Origin of the sequence: Neisseria sp. Dent CA1/247, assembly GCF_022870825.1 — a bacterium.
GTDB lineage: Bacteria > Pseudomonadota > Gammaproteobacteria > Burkholderiales > Neisseriaceae > Neisseria > Neisseria zoodegmatis.
Genome location: NZ_CP091522.1, coordinates 2039994 through 2055836, shown reverse-complemented (window position 1 = coordinate 2055836; position 15843 = coordinate 2039994). Strand labels below are relative to the sequence as shown.

Annotated in this window: 19 protein-coding genes, 1 tRNA gene and 1 pseudogene; 5 read left to right on the top strand and 16 right to left on the bottom strand. The window is 52.1% G+C overall.

The genetic code is table 11. The annotated features are described in order from the left end of the window. Position 1: 1 nt before the first annotated feature. Together queD and queC are read right to left on the bottom strand one after the other, a co-directional pair. Positions 2–424 (bottom strand): 6-carboxytetrahydropterin synthase QueD, encoded by a 423-nt coding sequence (gene queD / locus LVJ85_RS10100; protein WP_244739694.1) that lies wholly within the window; start codon positions 422–424, stop codon positions 2–4. A gap of 91 nt (positions 425–515) precedes the next feature. Further along, complete coding sequence (gene queC, locus LVJ85_RS10095; protein ID WP_244739693.1) at positions 516–1166, bottom strand: 7-cyano-7-deazaguanine synthase QueC; 651 nt, start codon at positions 1164–1166, stop codon at positions 516–518. 362 nt (positions 1167–1528) lie between these two features. Here queC and istA (LVJ85_RS10090) point away from each other — a divergent pair, with 362 nt between their 5' ends. Both istA (LVJ85_RS10090) and istB (LVJ85_RS10085) read left to right on the top strand, forming a co-directional pair. Beyond that, a complete protein-coding gene (istA, locus tag LVJ85_RS10090) occupies positions 1529–3061 on the top strand; it encodes an IS21 family transposase (protein WP_182073206.1) in 1533 nt (510 codons plus the stop codon). Beyond that, on the top strand, positions 3048–3776 hold the full coding sequence (gene istB, locus LVJ85_RS10085; protein ID WP_370686940.1) for an IS21-like element helper ATPase IstB: 729 nt from the start codon (positions 3048–3050) through the stop codon (positions 3774–3776). The genes istA (LVJ85_RS10090) and istB (LVJ85_RS10085) overlap by 14 nt, the downstream gene beginning before the upstream one ends. A gap of 127 nt (positions 3777–3903) precedes the next feature. On the opposite strand, the gene LVJ85_RS10080 is transcribed toward istB (LVJ85_RS10085), so the two are convergent. The 8 genes from LVJ85_RS10080 to LVJ85_RS10045 all read right to left on the bottom strand — a co-directional run bounded on the left by LVJ85_RS10080 (position 3904) and on the right by LVJ85_RS10045 (position 9321). After that, a complete protein-coding gene (locus LVJ85_RS10080) occupies positions 3904–4674 on the bottom strand; it encodes a DNA adenine methylase (RefSeq protein WP_244739692.1) in 771 nt (256 codons plus the stop codon). A 61-nt stretch (positions 4675–4735) separates the two neighbouring features. Beyond that, entirely contained in the window at positions 4736–5608 is an 873-nt protein-coding gene (locus LVJ85_RS10075) for a DNA cytosine methyltransferase (protein ID WP_244739691.1), read from the bottom strand. Continuing rightward, positions 5562–5744 carry a Com family DNA-binding transcriptional regulator gene (locus tag LVJ85_RS10070; RefSeq protein ID WP_107727205.1) on the bottom strand — a complete coding sequence of 61 codons (183 nt, stop codon included), beginning with the start codon at positions 5742–5744 and terminating at the stop codon, positions 5562–5564. Before LVJ85_RS10070 ends, LVJ85_RS10075 begins: the two co-directional genes overlap by 47 nt. 179 nt (positions 5745–5923) lie before the next feature. Beyond that, on the bottom strand, positions 5924–6349 hold the full coding sequence (locus tag LVJ85_RS10065; protein ID WP_244739675.1) for a hypothetical protein: 426 nt from the start codon (positions 6347–6349) through the stop codon (positions 5924–5926). A 67-nt stretch (positions 6350–6416) separates the two neighbouring features. Continuing rightward, the gene (locus tag LVJ85_RS10060) at positions 6417–6734 is read right to left on the bottom strand and encodes a hypothetical protein (protein ID WP_244739673.1); all 318 of its coding nucleotides are present in this window, start codon (positions 6732–6734) and stop codon (positions 6417–6419) included. A 76-nt stretch (positions 6735–6810) separates the two neighbouring features. Beyond that, a complete protein-coding gene (gene istB / locus LVJ85_RS10055) occupies positions 6811–7539 on the bottom strand; it encodes an IS21-like element helper ATPase IstB (protein WP_370686940.1) in 729 nt (242 codons plus the stop codon). Then, positions 7526–9058: an IS21 family transposase gene (istA, locus tag LVJ85_RS10050; protein ID WP_244738919.1), complete on the bottom strand. Its 1533-nt coding sequence runs from the start codon at positions 9056–9058 to the stop codon at positions 7526–7528. Before istA (LVJ85_RS10050) ends, istB (LVJ85_RS10055) begins: the two co-directional genes overlap by 14 nt. Before the next feature lie 92 nt (positions 9059–9150). Then, the gene (locus tag LVJ85_RS10045; RefSeq protein WP_244739670.1) at positions 9151–9321 is read right to left on the bottom strand and encodes a hypothetical protein; all 171 of its coding nucleotides are present in this window, start codon (positions 9319–9321) and stop codon (positions 9151–9153) included. Between the two features lie 483 nt (positions 9322–9804). Here LVJ85_RS10045 and LVJ85_RS10040 point away from each other — a divergent pair. Continuing rightward, positions 9805–9974, top strand: a pseudogene (locus tag LVJ85_RS10040) (lipoprotein signal peptidase). A 61-nt stretch (positions 9975–10035) separates the two neighbouring features. On the opposite strand, the gene fabD reads toward LVJ85_RS10040, so the two are convergent. The 6 genes from fabD to LVJ85_RS10010 all read right to left on the bottom strand — a co-directional run bounded on the left by fabD (position 10036) and on the right by LVJ85_RS10010 (position 15039). After that, a complete protein-coding gene (gene fabD / locus LVJ85_RS10035; protein ID WP_244739668.1) occupies positions 10036–10962 on the bottom strand; it encodes an ACP S-malonyltransferase in 927 nt (308 codons plus the stop codon). Between the two features lie 10 nt (positions 10963–10972). Then, complete coding sequence (locus tag LVJ85_RS10030; protein ID WP_244739666.1) at positions 10973–12205, bottom strand: DUF1294 domain-containing protein; 1233 nt, start codon at positions 12203–12205, stop codon at positions 10973–10975. A gap of 121 nt (positions 12206–12326) precedes the next feature. Beyond that, positions 12327–13292: a beta-ketoacyl-ACP synthase III gene (locus tag LVJ85_RS10025; protein ID WP_244743167.1), complete on the bottom strand. Its 966-nt coding sequence runs from the start codon at positions 13290–13292 to the stop codon at positions 12327–12329. Positions 13293–13450: 158 nt separating this feature from the next. Then, positions 13451–13527 (bottom strand) — tRNA-Pro (locus LVJ85_RS10020). Between the two features lie 50 nt (positions 13528–13577). Further along, positions 13578–14288 (bottom strand): SAM-dependent methyltransferase, encoded by a 711-nt coding sequence (locus LVJ85_RS10015; protein ID WP_244739664.1) that lies wholly within the window; start codon positions 14286–14288, stop codon positions 13578–13580. Positions 14289–14448: 160 nt separating this feature from the next. Next, positions 14449–15039 (bottom strand): nucleoside triphosphate pyrophosphatase, encoded by a 591-nt coding sequence (locus tag LVJ85_RS10010; protein WP_244739662.1) that lies wholly within the window; start codon positions 15037–15039, stop codon positions 14449–14451. A 54-nt stretch (positions 15040–15093) separates the two neighbouring features. Here LVJ85_RS10010 and LVJ85_RS10005 point away from each other — a divergent pair, with 54 nt between their 5' ends. Next, on the top strand, positions 15094–15597 hold the full coding sequence (locus tag LVJ85_RS10005; RefSeq protein WP_115134545.1) for a DUF177 domain-containing protein: 504 nt from the start codon (positions 15094–15096) through the stop codon (positions 15595–15597). A 35-nt stretch (positions 15598–15632) separates the two neighbouring features. Next, entirely contained in the window at positions 15633–15812 is a 180-nt protein-coding gene (rpmF, locus tag LVJ85_RS10000) for a 50S ribosomal protein L32 (protein ID WP_004283533.1), read from the top strand. The last annotated feature ends 31 nt before the right edge of the window (positions 15813–15843 follow it).

Genomic DNA, 15843 nt, shown 5'->3' with positions numbered 1-15843 from the left:
GTTATTCCCCGTCGTATTCGGCGCAGGACGTGGGCGTTTCCCACAGGCGGATCAGGCTGACGGGCAGGCCGGCGTTTTTCAGACGGCCGAACATTTCCACGGTCATGTTTTCGGCAGTAGTGCGGAAACCGAGCCGCAGGGTTTTCATGTTCCAGCTTTCGAGCAGGGCGGCGATTTGGCTTTCGCGCGGGTTGTTGCCGTTGTAGATAAAGGCGTGGTCGAACGGCTCGATGATGGTGCGTTTGACGATGGTTTTGAGATCGGAAAAGTCCATGACCATGCCGTCTTTCGAGCCGCCTTGAATGAGGCCGTCTGAAATTACGACTTCGAGCTTGTAGGTGTGGCCGTGCAGGTTTTGGCATTTGCCGTCGTGTCCGTCGAGCATGTGCGACGAATCGAATGTGAAGATTTTGGTGATTTTCATGGTGGATTTGGTTCGGGGTTCAGGCCGTCTGAAACGGGTTTCGCTAAAACCTGTTTCAGACGGCCTTTTTTGTTTTGGGAAGATAAGGCGGTTAACGTGAAGCGAGATATTCCGCCAGCCCGCGTTCACGCAGCACGCAGCTCGGGCATTCGCCGCAGCCGCCGGTTACGCCGTGGTAGCAGGTGTGGGTGTGTTCGCGGATGTAGTCGAGGCAGCCCAACCGGTCGGCCAGCGCCCACGTTTGCGCTTTGGTGAGATACATCAGCGGCGTGTGGATTTGGAAGGCGTAGTCCATCGCCAGATTGAGGGTAACGTTCATGGATTTCACGAATACGTCGCGGCAGTCGGGGTAGCCGGAAAAGTCGGTTTCGCACACGCCGGTGATGATGTGTTTGATGTTTCGGCTTTTGGCGTAAATGGCGGCGTAAAGCAGAAACAGGGCGTTGCGGCCGTCGACAAAAGTATTCGGCACGCCGTTTGAGGCCGTCTGAATTTCGGCGGTGTCGTCCATTAAAGCGTTGTGGGTGATTTGCTGCATCAGGCTCAGATCGAGCACGGTTTGTGCGATGCCTAAGTCTTCGGCAATCCGGCGGGCGCAGTCCAGCTCGACGGCGTGGCGTTGGCCGTATTGGAAAGTGACGGCCTGCACGTTTTCGCGGCCGTAGGTTTGAATCGCCTGAATCAGGCAGGTAGTGGAATCTTGGCCGCCTGAAAAGATGACCAGTGCTTGTTCGTTGTTCATGTAAATGCTCAATTTTTGTATTTCGGTATCATTTATAAGTATTTGTTTTGTATTTTATTGTTCGTGATTTTATGTTTCTTATAAAAAATTGCTAATTATCCTTCGAAGTGTCGTGAAGAGGCAAGCAAGTTTGATAAAGCGGAATTATTGTCACTAACTCAATGACGGGATGCACGCAAGGTTTTATAGGAAGAAAAAATGAATGGGTGAGAGAACCGTGTCAATACTTTGGAGAGTTGGCAATGGATGTTAAATATCGTGCAAAACTGAGCCAGGGAAACGGGGAGTTGTGCTCCAAAAGTGAGCCACTCTCCGTTTGTTATAAACTGCTCCGCTTTATCACACAGCGGAGCCCAACCTGGATGTTATGCATGGAAACCATCGCAAAAGTGCACCGGCTTTTTCACCGACAGAAACTCTCACAACGTGAAATCGCCAAACAACTCAAACTCTCCCGCAATACAGTCGCCAAATATCTGCAGCACGCCACAGTCGAACCCCCCGTCTACCGCAGAGAACAAACCCATTACCCCAAGCTCGGTCCTTTTCTTGACGTGTTGACCCAACAGTTGCTCCAAGAAGCCCGGCTGCCCAAACAGCAACACCTTTCTGCCCGTCGACATTTCGAACGCCTCAAAGATGCCGGTTATGCCGGACAGTACAGTGCCGTTGCCGTATTTATCCGCAAATTCCGCCAACAGCACCAACCCAAGCCGGTTCCGGTCTTTATGGCTCAGGCTTTTGCTCCGGGTGATGCTTATCAGTTTGACTGGAGTATCGAAACCGTTTGTTTGGCCGGACAGACCGTTAAGGTAAATATCGCTCATTTCCGCTTATGCCACAGCAGGGCTTTTTTCGTTTGTGCTTATCCCAATCAGAAAGCTGATATGTTGATGGATGCGCACAACCGCGCATTCGCTTTCTTCGGCGGCGTACCTGCCCGCGGTATCTACGACAATATGAAGACCGCCGTTACCCGAATCGGCAAAGGTAAGGAGAGAGAGTTTAACGCACAGTTTTTACAGATGATGACCCACTTTCTCATTGAACCGGTTGCCTGTACCCCGGCCTCCGGCTGGGAGAAAGGCCAGGTCGAGCGGCAGATACGCCACCTGCGCGAAAGATTGTTCAAGCCGACTTTGGCTTTTGATTCCTTTACCTCTCTCAACGACTACCTGCAACAGCAATGCCTGCGGCTGATGCGGCAGCACAAACATCCCGAATACAGGCAGCCGGTTAACGACATATGGGAAAGGGAGAAGCATTCGTTGGCTGCTTTCCGTCCCTATCCGGCAGAACGTTTGGAGATACTCAAAGTCAGCAACCAATCTTTGGTTACCGTCGAACGCCACCGTTACAGCGTACCGGTCGAATGGGCGGGCAATACGGTTAGGGTTTATATCGGCGCACAGACCGTCCGCTTTTGTAGCGATACCGACTGTATTGCCGAACATCCGCGCAGCTTTGTGAAAGACGGCATCAGCTATAACCCTTGGCATTTTTTGCCCTATCTGCAAAAGAAACCCGGAGCGTTAAGAGACGGCAGGGCTTTTATCGGCTGGGTACTGCCGCCCGTCATAGAGCGTCTGAAAGCCTGTTTGCTTAAGCAGCCCAAAGGAGACCGGGTAATGGTCAAACTGCTGAACCTGATGGCCGAATACGATGCCGACTTGGCATTGACGGCAGCGGAATTGGCATTGGACGAAGGTATGCCGACTCCGGAGGCAGTCTTGAACATCATCAACCGTCTGAAAGAACCGCCTCCACCCCGTTTCCATATTAGGGACATCCCGCTTACCGTCCCGCCGTCAGTTGATTGCAGCCGTTATGACCGCTTACTGAGTCTGTCGGGCAAACAAACGGATACGATGAAGGAGAAGCATCATGCAGCATGAACGTCTGGCCGGACTGTTGAAAGAATTGAAACTCGGTGCGATGGCGGAGCAGTGGGATGAAATCGTAGTGGACGGCATCCGTCGCAAACGGGGTACGCTGGATATTCTGGAGCGGTTGTTGACTGCCGAACATATAGCCAAAACCGCAAGGAGTATCCAAAACCGGATTAGCCAGGCAAGGTTTCCGCAACACCGCAGTTTGGCCGACTTCGATTTTGAGCAGAGTTTGATACACCGTCCGGCATTGGAACTGCTTTTGGGCGGGGACTATATCAGACAGAAGCGTAATGTGGTGTTGGTAGGCGGACCGGGTACGGGCAAAACGCATATTGCCACAGCATTGGGTATCGAAGCGGCGACACAAGGATTTAGGGTACGTTTTTGGAATGTACTGGACTTGGTCAACAAATTGGAAGCAGACAAAGACGAAGGCCGTCTGAAACTGACCGAGCAGCAATGTCGGTACGATTTGTTGATTCTTGATGAGTTGGGGTATCTGCCGTTTAGTCAGAAAGGCGGTGCGCTGCTGTTTCATCTGATGAGCCAACTGCATGAAAGGACGAGTGTTGTCATGACAACCAATTTGGCCTTTAGCGAATGGGTGAAACTGTTTATGGATGAAAAGATGACGGGTGCTTTACTGGACCGCCTGACTTATTGCTGTGATATTTTTGAGACGGGCAATGATTCTTACCGGATGAAACACCGCTCATAGGGTGGCTCAATTTTAGACCACAACTGTGGCTCAGTTTTGGAATGGAATTGACAAAATACTTTTGCAAATTATACCGAACTCGGGAAAGCAGAATGATAAAAGCGACGATGTAGTCGCTTTTGTTTATCTACCAGTTGCAGATGACCAGCTCGCCGCTGGTCTTTTGCGTTTTATCACGGCTGACTGAGTAAGCAAGTTCGAGGCGGTCGATGCGGAAGTCTTTAAACAGCTCGAGAATATCCGGGTGGTCGTTGATGGAAAGCATAACCTTGCCTTTGCACTCGCTCATCATCTTGGCCAGTAGTTCGTACTGCGCCCAATCAAAGGCACGGTCGTAGCCTGCAAGCTGCCAGTACGGTGGGTCGGCGTAAAAGAAGGTATGTTCGCGGTCGTAGCGTTTGAAGCACTTTTCCCACGGTTCGTTCTCTATATATACACCGCTCAAGCGTTGCTGCGCTGCTTGCAGACGGTCTGCTATGTCGGCGGCTTTAAAGCCTGCTCCTGTAGTGGCCGTGCCAAAGTGCTGGTCTATTGTTTTACCTCCAAACGCCGTGTGTTGAAGATAGAAGAATCGGGCAGCACGTTGGATGTTGGTCATGCACTCGGGTGGCGTTGACTGAAGTCGGGCAAATACTTCGCGACTGGTCAACGTCCATTCAAACTGGCGCACGAACTCGTCGAAGTGGTGCTGTACGACTCTATATAAGTTGATGAGTTGGCCGTTGAGGTCGTTAAGCACTTCGCACTTGGCGGGTGTTTCACGCAAAAAGAACAGTGCGGCTCCGCCGGCAAACAGCTCTACATAGCATTGATGCTGAGGAAACATGGGAAGCAGGTGTTTGGCCAAGCGGCGTTTGCCGCCCATCCACGGTACGATTGGTTGGGGTTTGGGTGTCATTTTGACTCCTTAATATAAATATAGAAGTAAAACGGCACTCGCGGTGCTCTACCGGTTTCAATCAGAATGTTTTGATGAGTTTTTCGGCAATCCACTGCGCGACTTGAGGGCAGACGGCGTTTCCGGCAGCCCGAGCCTCACGAGCGTTGGCCGCATCCAGTCCGCGCCGAAGCCCATAATGGTCAGACGTTCGCGCCCGCTCAACCATCTGATGCCGACTGTTTTCGACAGCGACGATATTTCCGCCCGATATGTCGATACTTGTGCCGTCGGCAAAACCCGCAAGCAGCGTAGGATGAGCGTCCGCCCACGCGCTGCCCGCTTCCGTCTTGCCAGATACGCGCGCCATTGGTCCGGCATCACCCAAGAACTCCACGGGGGGCAGCTCTCGAAGACCTGCGACCATGAATATGCGGCGGCGTTTTGTGGGGACTCCGAAATAACGGCTGTCCAACACCCGCCAGTATCCCACATACCCGCATTCGGCAAGCGTTTCAAGCACCGTTTGGAAGTCGCGGCCACCGTTTGAAAACAGCAGTCCGGGGACATTCTCCAGCACCAGCCAGCGCGGTTGAAGGGTTTGCACGATACGCATTGCATCGAAGAACAGCCCGCTGCGTGTTCCGGCAAGGCCGCGCCGTTTGCCCATCGCCGAAACGTCTTGGCAGGGGAATCCGCCGACGACAGCATCGACGCGGGAGAGTGCGGGCAGGCAGGTACGCACGTCTTCGTGCCGCTCTGCATGGGGGAAGCGGTCGGCCAGCACGGCTCGGCAGACGGGATCGATTTCGACCTGCCACGCGGTTTGGAATCCGCCCCGTTCGAAGCCGAGGTCGAAACCGCCGATGCCTGCGAACAGGCTGCCGACGGTGGGTTTGGGACGGGGTTCAGGCCGTCTGAAAGTTTTTCCGGCATCCATTGTGTCCTTTCTCAAAGGTCGGATGCTCGGGGGCATTCTCGGTTGTTAAAGAGCGGAAGCTGTTTACGGTTTTACAGCGCGGACACTTGATTTCAAAGCGGCCGATGCCGATTGCCAACAGCTTGTTACAATTTTTGCAACGATGTTTCATTTTTTGCATTCATCCTATGCGTTAGTGATAAAATGCCGCTGCCTCGCGAGGTGGCGGCTTCGAAGCTAACGCAGGATATGGCCCTGCTTGGCCGGCGTGTCGGTGTTGCCGCACCGGCACGTCGCCGTCTTTCAATATTTCTTCATATTTGGGCCGTCTGAAATTTCAGACGGCTTCTTTTATTTGCGTACCAAAAACAACGCGGCCAGCATATTGGGGCTGATGCGCCAAGGCTCGCTGACACCCAAAGAGGCGGCAACGGCCTCGCTGCAAAACCAACGATTTTGACGTTGGCGGAACGGGCGGAACACCACACCCAAACTGCCCAGCAAGTCGTAGCGGTTGCCTTTGCGTTGCTCGAACCAATCCCTTACCAGTGTTTCAGACGGCCACCCGAAGCCGATGTCGATAAAATCCCAATGATCAGGGTTGAAGTTGATTTTTTTGAAGCGAACGCCACCGTCAAGCCAGCTGGCCGAGGCGCACATGCCGTCTGAAAACACCACCTCACAGTGGCTATACGGCCCTCGATCAACAAAACGCACCAAGCGGCTAATCCAACCACGCCATCCGGGCAAAGTACCTTTATATAACGCTATTTTCATAAAAAAATCCCCACATAAAGATGCAGGGATATTAAGGCGGGAGTCTGCTGCGGGCTATTAAACGGGTTTAAAGATTATCTACATCAGATGATGCCTGTACGGGATGGGAGGGCAAATGATAAACAGGGCTGATGGCCTCAACCTTGTCGACATCTTGAGCCTGCTCCAGCTGGTCTGCATAGGCTTGACGCTGACCTGCGACCGATGCGGACAAGGCGGCAAACTGCTTGGCTTTTTGCAGCGCCTTTGCACGGAGGCCTTCTAAATCACACCCACGGTCGGCGGCAATTTGTGCCAATAGCGGTGTAGGGGCAGACGGGTTTTGTTCCCATGCCAACGCCTCGGCCGCCTGCATTGACCATGTTTGGCGTTCAAATTCCGGCACTTCGTAAGCTTTAGATACTTGCCTGTCAATTCCATTCCAAAACTGAGCCACAGTTGTGGTCTAAAATTGAGCCACCCTATGAGCGGTGTTTCATCCGGTAAGAATCATTGCCCGTCTCAAAAATATCACAGCAATAAGTCAGGCGGTCCAGTAAAGCACCCGTCATCTTTTCATCCATAAACAGTTTCACCCATTCGCTAAAGGCCAAATTGGTTGTCATGACAACACTCGTCCTTTCATGCAGTTGGCTCATCAGATGAAACAGCAGCGCACCGCCTTTCTGACTAAACGGCAGATACCCCAACTCATCAAGAATCAACAAATCGTACCGACATTGCTGCTCGGTCAGTTTCAGACGGCCTTCGTCTTTGTCTGCTTCCAATTTGTTGACCAAGTCCAGTACATTCCAAAAACGTACCCTAAATCCTTGTGTCGCCGCTTCGATACCCAATGCTGTGGCAATATGCGTTTTGCCCGTACCCGGTCCGCCTACCAACACCACATTACGCTTCTGTCTGATATAGTCCCCGCCCAAAAGCAGTTCCAATGCCGGACGGTGTATCAAACTCTGCTCAAAATCGAAGTCGGCCAAACTGCGGTGTTGCGGAAACCTTGCCTGGCTAATCCGGTTTTGGATACTCCTTGCGGTTTTGGCTATATGTTCGGCAGTCAACAACCGCTCCAGAATATCCAGCGTACCCCGTTTGCGACGGATGCCGTCCACTACGATTTCATCCCACTGCTCCGCCATCGCACCGAGTTTCAATTCTTTCAACAGTCCGGCCAGACGTTCATGCTGCATGATGCTTCTCCTTCATCGTATCCGTTTGTTTGCCCGACAGACTCAGTAAGCGGTCATAACGGCTGCAATCAACTGACGGCGGGACGGTAAGCGGGATGTCCCTAATATGGAAACGGGGTGGAGGCGGTTCTTTCAGACGGTTGATGATGTTCAAGACTGCCTCCGTAGTCGGCATACCTTCGTCCAATGCCAATTCCGCTGCCGTCAATGCCAAGTCGGCATCGTATTCGGCCATCAGGTTCAGCAGTTTGACCATTACCCGGTCTCCTTTGGGCTGCTTAAGCAAACAGGCTTTCAGACGCTCTATGACGGGCGGCAGTACCCAGCCGATAAAAGCCCTGCCGTCTCTTAACGCGCCGGGTTTCTTTTGCAGATAGGGCAAAAAATGCCAAGGGTTATAGCTGATGCCGTCTTTCACAAAGCTGCGCGGATGTTCGGCAATACAGTCGGTATCGCTACAAAAGCGGACGGTCTGTGCGCCGATATAAACCCTAACCGTATTGCCCGCCCATTCGACCGGTACGCTGTAACGGTGGCGTTCGACGGTAACCAAAGATTGGTTGCTGACTTTGAGTATCTCCAAACGTTCTGCCGGATAGGGACGGAAAGCAGCCAACGAATGCTTCTCCCTTTCCCATATGTCGTTAACCGGCTGCCTGTATTCGGGATGTTTGTGCTGCCGCATCAGCCGCAGGCATTGCTGTTGCAGGTAGTCGTTGAGAGAGGTAAAGGAATCAAAAGCCAAAGTCGGCTTGAACAATCTTTCGCGCAGGTGGCGTATCTGCCGCTCGACCTGGCCTTTCTCCCAGCCGGAAGCCGGGGTACAGGCAACCGGTTCAATGAGAAAGTGGGTCATCATCTGTAAAAACTGTGCGTTAAACTCTCTCTCCTTGCCTTTGCCGATGCGGGTAACGGCGGTCTTCATATTGTCGTAGATACCGCGGGCAGGTACGCCGCCGAAGAAAGCGAATGCGCGGTTGTGCGCATCCATCAACATATCAGCTTTCTGATTGGGATAAGCACAAACGAAAAAAGCCCTGCTGTGGCATAAGCGGAAATGAGCGATATTTACCTTAACGGTCTGTCCGGCCAAACAAACGGTTTCGATACTCCAGTCAAACTGATAAGCATCACCCGGAGCAAAAGCCTGAGCCATAAAGACCGGAACCGGCTTGGGTTGGTGCTGTTGGCGGAATTTGCGGATAAATACGGCAACGGCACTGTACTGTCCGGCATAACCGGCATCTTTGAGGCGTTCGAAATGTCGACGGGCAGAAAGGTGTTGCTGTTTGGGCAGCCGGGCTTCTTGGAGCAACTGTTGGGTCAACACGTCAAGAAAAGGACCGAGCTTGGGGTAATGGGTTTGTTCTCTGCGGTAGACGGGGGGTTCGACTGTGGCGTGCTGCAGATATTTGGCGACTGTATTGCGGGAGAGTTTGAGTTGTTTGGCGATTTCACGTTGTGAGAGTTTCTGTCGGTGAAAAAGCCGGTGCACTTTTGCGATGGTTTCCATGCATAACATCCAGGTTGGGCTCCGCTGTGTGATAGAGCGGAGCAGTTTATAACAAACGGAGAGTGGCTCACTTTTGGAGCACAACTCCCCGTTTCCCTGGCTCAGTTTTGCACGATATTTAACATGCGGCCTTTGACTATGGCTTGTTCCCGTTGTATCGGCTGGGCATTTTCAGACGGCATAGTTTGGGCAGCGGCATAAGATATTGGATAAAACAGGCTGACCACCGGAGCAGCCAACAGATTGAGACCGAAAAGACGTCGCCGCAGCATGGTTTTACTCCTTTTATTTCTAGCCGATCGTGTGAAATATACGATTAATAAAAATGATTATCAATAGTTATTAAGTATAAAAAACGTTTATTATCAAATGGCTTGATGGAAATTTTTTATTTGGTTGAGTTTATTCTTTTACTGCCTAACGTATGAAACAAAAAGAAATTACAGAGGGCGAATAATAATGACTATATTAATGTGTTAGATAAGGTCGGATTATTTACCGTTTTTATGCTAAACAGTTTTTTGATGAAATGATCGTTTCATGATTTTTGAGCATCTCAAGAACTCCGCAGCTTTATCGTGCCTTTCGGCGTTTTTGACAACCCTCAAAAATTCCAAAATGGATATTCAAACAAGAAACAGCAAGTGTAAACAACGCTAGGATTTTCTACATTTTTTTTTGAGGCCGTCTGAAACAGGTTGGGGTGGATTGGGGGCTTTTGAGCAGGTATAGCTTTTCAGACGGCCTTGAGACCTTTGCCAAACCCTCATCTGCGGCGCATTTCTGCGTTGAGCGCTGCCCGCTCGTTTGCCTATCGTGTGATATGTCTGCACTCGCTGTGCTGCTACGCCTTGAACTGCATCCACATTTGGAGGTTTTGCAAAGGTCTCGGCCTCAAGGATGGGGCGGCAGAATGTATATATAAAAACAGGACGGGCTGTTTTGCCCGTCCTGTTTGGAGCCGAGAAGTTCAGCAGTTCCGGTTATCAGCAGGATTGGATAAAGGCTTCTACTTGTGCTTTATCGGTAAGCGCGCTGCATGATGCTTCTTTGTTGATGCGTTTGGCGAGGCCGGCCAATACTTTGCCGGGGCCGCATTCTGCCGATTGGGTAATGCCTTCGGATACCAATGCGTTTACCGTTTCGGTCCAGCGCACGGGGCTGTACAGCTGGCGCACCAAAGCGTCTTTGATTTTGTCGGGATCGTTGTAAGAAGCGACATCGGCATTGTGAATCACGCGGATTTGGGGCGTGCGGATGTCGATGTTTTTCAAGGCTTCGGCCAGTTTTTCGGCGGCGGGTTTCATTAGGCTGCAATGGGAAGGCACGGATACCGGCAAGGGCAGGGCGCGTTTGGCGCCTTTTTCTTTGGCCAAATTCATGGCGCGCTCGACTGCGGCGGCAGAGCCTGCAATCACAACTTGGCCGGGCGAGTTGAAGTTCACGGCTTCCACCACATCGCCTTGAGCGGCTTCCGAACATACTTGGCGGACAACGTCGTCATCCAAGCCCAAGATGGCGGCCATGGCACCTTCGCCTTGCGGTACGGCGTTTTGCATCAATTCTGCCCGCAAGCGCACCAGTTTGACGGCATCGGCAAAGTCCAAAGCACCCGCAGCCACTAAGGCGGTGTATTCGCCGAGGCTGTGGCCGGCTACTGCGTCGGGCGTTTTGCCGTCGCTTTCCAAATAGGCGCGGTAGGTGGCGACGCCTGCGGCAAGCATCAGCGGCTGGGTGTTGACGGTTTCGTTAATCACGGCGGCGTCTTCGCCGTTCATCATCGCCCACAGGTCTTGGCCGAGTGCGGCGGAGGCTTCGTCAAAAGTGGCTTTTACTGCGGCCGTGCCTTCAAAGCCGTTCATCATGCCGAGGCTTTGCGAACCTTGGCCGGGGAAGAAAAATGCAAAAGACATGGTATTCCTTTTAGTTTTTTAACAATAAGGCAATCGGGTTGTCGCCGTAATGTATCAGCAGGGCATAGGTTATGGCAATATTTGCGGCCACGGTTAGCCAGAAAACGCGGATAAACGAGGCTTTCCCTGTTTTGTGGTTGAAAGCGCCGCGGGCAAACAAGGCGCCAGGCCAGCCGCCGAGCAAGCCGATTTGATGCAGTTTCTTCTCGGGCACGCGCCCCAAATAGCCTTGTTTTTGACGGGATTTGGTCACGGCGGTTTGTTTGTCGCTGCGGTAAAGCCAAAAAGCTGCGGCGCTGGTGAGGCAATAGAAGGAGGCGAGCTTGAGGGAAAAGTAGGCGACGCCGGAGAGATACAGGCTGCCGGTCAGGCCGTAACACAACAGTTTGCGCATATTGAGATTGAATTCGTGGTAATCATAAGGGCGTTCGGAAAACAGCGAGGCTTCATGTCCGCTCAATACGACCCGCATGGCGCGCTGCGGTTCGCTGCCGACGGGGCGGTTGCAGTAAAAGCTGACTTTTTGGCCGATATTCGGGCGCTGCGACATGTAGTGGAACGCGGAAATATGGAAGAAAACGCTTTGCTGGTTTTCGGTTGAAATAAAGCCGTAGCCTTTTTCGTCGTTCCAATGGGCAATAGAGCCGCCCAGCACGCGGTTGGCAGGCAAAGCGGCGGGCAGTTCGGTATCTTGTGCGGCCTTAATGGTACTTTTGGCTTTAGACAGTTTGGGCGGCGGAGGCGGCGGAACGGGTATCTCAGCCACTGCGGGAATGTCGGGCAGGGCTGTCGGCGTTTTTTCGATGATATCGACTTCTACCAGCAGCCATTGTCCGTTGCTGTGTTTAACCAGTCGGCCTTCGAGCGTTTCGCCGTTTTCGGGGATGCGCGTTTGGTCGTTGAGAAACTGGCCGAGAATGAAAATCGGAGAGTTGCGCTGCACATGGTGCATGCCGTAACCGCCGTTTTGTTGGTAGTTCCAATCGCTGAGGGTGATTTCCACCCGCTCGTTTTCCTGCAAAGGCGGGAGTAGAGTGGCTTCGTCGGCGCATAAGCGGTTTCGGCTGTCTTCGTGAAGACTGAAACTGATGCGGTCGCCGCTTTGAGGGTTGCGGTAGCCTTCGGTGAGGGAGGCGGCTTCTAAAAGAATGCGTTGTGTGCCGTGGTCGTCGGATAATACCGAGCCGCGTTGGAGGTCGGTAAACCAATGGGTTACCGTGCCGTAATGTGTTTTTTTGTCCATTTTTATAATCTGTGTGAGTAAGGAGCTTCCCCTGCTCCTGTTAAGCAGGCCGTCTGAAAAAAGTTATGTTGTGTTTTCAGGTTTGTATGTGAGATTCAGACGGCCTGTATTTACTGAGGAATCAGTATTTCAATAATACCGCTCCCCATGCGAACCCGCCGCCGATACCTTCCAGCAGCAGATGTTGCCCGCGGCGGATTTGGCCGCTGCGGATGCCGTGATCCAAAGCCAAAGGAATGGATGCGGCGGATGTGTTGCCGTGGTCTTGCACGGTTAAGATTACTTTATCCATGCTCAGGCCCAAGTGCTTGGCGGTGCTTTCGATGATGCGTTTGTTGGCTTGGTGCGGCACGATCCAATCGATTTGTTGGGCGGTATAACTCGCTTCTGTAATCACGTCGTCGGCCACTTTTGCCAGCATTTTGACGGCGAATTTAAACACGCCGGGGCCGTCCATAGTCAGGAACGGTGTGCCGCACACTTGGCCGTTCACCACTTGGCCGGGCGTTTTGAGCAAGTCGATGTAGTCGCCGTCGGCTTGCAGTTTGCTGTGGATAATGCCCGGTTCGTCCGACGCGCCAAGCAATACCGCGCCTGCCCCGTCGCCGAACAGCACGCAGGTGGTGCGGTCTTCCCAGTTCATGATGCGGCTGAAGGTTTCCGCGCCGATCACCAATACTTTTTTGGCCATGCCGCTTTTAATGTAAGCATTGGCCGTGGTTAGCGCATACATAAAGCCCGCGCACACGGCCTGCACGTCGAAAGCGGGGCAGCCGGTTGAGCCGATGCCGAGCTTGCGTTGGACGATGGTGGCGGTGGACGGAAAAATCATGTCGGGCGTTGAAGTAGCCACGATAATCAAATCGACTTGGTCGGCGGGTACGCCGGCGTCTTCCAAAGCGTTGCGTGCGGCAGCCACCGCCAAATCGCTGGTTTGTTCGTGTTCGTCTGCGATGTGGCGGAATTTGATGCCGGTGCGCGTGGTGATCCATTCGTCGGATGTATCCACTTTTTTGGCTAAATCATCATTGCTTACACGGTTGGCGGGCAGGTAGCTGCCCGTGCCGAGAATTTTGGCATACTGCATGGCATCGCCTTTGGTGATGGTTTGTGAATAAAAGGTATTGTAAGGTAATACGCCTGATTTTCCCAACATTAATCACTGAGTTTCAGACGGCCTGAAACAGGACGTTGCAATATAGCAAAACAGGCGGCTTTGAATATCCAAAGCCGCCTGAAAAATGTTGGTCGGAATGAGAGGATTCGAACCTCCGACCCCTTCGTCCCGAACGAAGTGCGCTACCGGGCTGCGCTACATTCCGAATAAGCGGAGCATTATAGGCAAAGAAATTTTGCTTGGCAAGCAGAAAAATTATGCAGCGTGCAAGATAAATATGGTCGGCTGTTTCTTCAAATCGGGAAGGGAGGGGAGTTTGCGCCAATCGGCAACGTGTTTGCTGATAATGGTTTGCGTGGGCAGGGTTAAATCACTGGCAGTACACAAGCGCGTTGACGGAGAAAGGGTGGCGACGGCATCTTCAAGCATGGCGTTGTTGCGGTAGGGCGTTTCGATAAAAATTTGGGTCTCGTTGTTGCGCCGCGATTGTTGTTCCAAAGATTTCAATGCTTGGATGCGTTCGGTTTTTTCAGACGGCAGATAGCCTTTGAAAGCGAAGTTCTGACCGTTGGCGCCGGAGGCCATGAGTGCCAGCAAAAGGCTGGACGGGCCGACAAGCGGGCGGACTTCGAAGCCGTGTTTGTGGGCAAGTGCCACAAGGTTGGCGCCGGGATCGGCTACTGCGGGGCAGCCTGCTTCGCTGACTATGCCCATGCTCCGGCCTTCGTGTAACGGTTTCAGCAGTTCCGGCAAGGTGTTGATATCCGTGTGTTCGTTGAGGGTTTGCAGGTTTAGCTCGCGAATCGGCGTGGTGATGCCGAGGTGCTTTAAGTGGCTGCGGGCGGTTTTTTCTGCTTCGACCACAAAGTCGGTTAAACCGCTAATTTGAGCTTGTTCGTGTGGAAGCAGGCAGGGCGTGTCGGGCGTGCCGAGGGGCGTGGGAATGAGATAGAGAATGGGCGGCATGATGTTTGGTCTGAATAATAATAACTGGATTATATTATTGGGTTGAGGCCGTCTGAAAAAAGAGAGGTTAGTGGTTTTCAGACGGCCTCAATACTGTTTTTAAAAACTGTTTTTAAAATGTTTGCTTTCTATGTCTGAATAACAAGCTTCATTGTGTGGGTTACAGTACGTCGAAGCCTTCTAAAGCGAGAAAATCGACCAATTTAAAAATAGGCAGGCCGATGAGCGCGTTCGGGTCTGTGCTGTCAATTCTTTCCAACAATGCCGCGCCCAGCCCTTCGCTTTTGGCTGCGCCGGCGCAATATACGGCATCGGGTTCGCGCTCCAAATAGCGGCGGATTTGCTCGCTGCTGAGCGTGCGCATGGTAACTACGGTTTTATCTATATGTGTGTGCAGGCTGTTTGAAGAGGTGTTGAGCAGGCAGACTGCGCTGTAAAATTCGATGCGCTGCCCGCTTAAAGATGCGAGCATGTGTTGTGCATTCGCGACGTTCATCGGTTTACCCAATTGGGTGCCGTTGCTCCACGCAACTTGATCTGCACCGATAATCAGAGCTTCAGGAAATTGTGCTGCCAACGAGCGTGCTTTGCCGACTGCCAAACGTAATGCGGTTTCCTCTGCCGTTTCGTTGGCAGCGGGTGTTTCATCGCAATCGGGTGAGGCCGTCTGAAAAACGATGCTCAAGCGTTGCAGCTGGGCTTGGCGGAATACGGAGCTTGAGCCTAAAATAAGCGGCAGAGATGTATTCATGTATGCAATAAAATCATTGACGTTAAATCTTTTAAATTATATCATACCCCGTTTATGTCAGACCTTAATTTGATTGACCCCGCAGCTTTCGCCGCAGAAAAGCAGAGTTTGCAAGGCAGATTTTTGCTTAGCCAGTTGGACGAACGCGTTTGGTCGCACGAATATTTTGCCGACAAACAGTCAGAGGTTTCGTTTACGCTGCAAGGCGGGCAAGACCGCTTGCAGCGTTTGTTTCTTGATCTCAGTGTAAGCGGCAGCATTCCTTTGGTATGCCAGCGTTGCATCAAACCGATGCCTTTCGAGCTGAATGAACACAGCCGCATCGTTTTGTTTGATGACGAAGCCGTTTTAGACGAAGCCATGCTCTCCGATGAGGAATTGGAAGGAATGGTGGCAGAAAGCGAAATGGACGTGCGTGTTTTGGTGGAAGACCAAATCCTGATGGCACTGCCTTTTTCGCCGCGCCACGAATCATGCGACAATGCCGCTATTGAAGAGGTGAATCAGGACAAACCCAATCCGTTTGCCGTTTTGGCAGGGCTGAAAAGCAGCCGCTAACCGGTTTTAGTTTTATATATTTTTAGGAGCTTGAAATGGCCGTTCAACAAAATAAAAAATCTCCCTCAAAACGCGGTATGCACCGTTCACACGATGCTTTGACTGCACCTGCTCTGTCGGTTGACAGCGCTACCGGTGAAGTACACCGCCCCCACCACATTTCTCCCAACGGTATGTACCGTGGCCGCAAAGTGGTAAAAGCTAAAGGCGAATAAGTTTCTACGCCTTTGCTGATGAAGAGAAAGC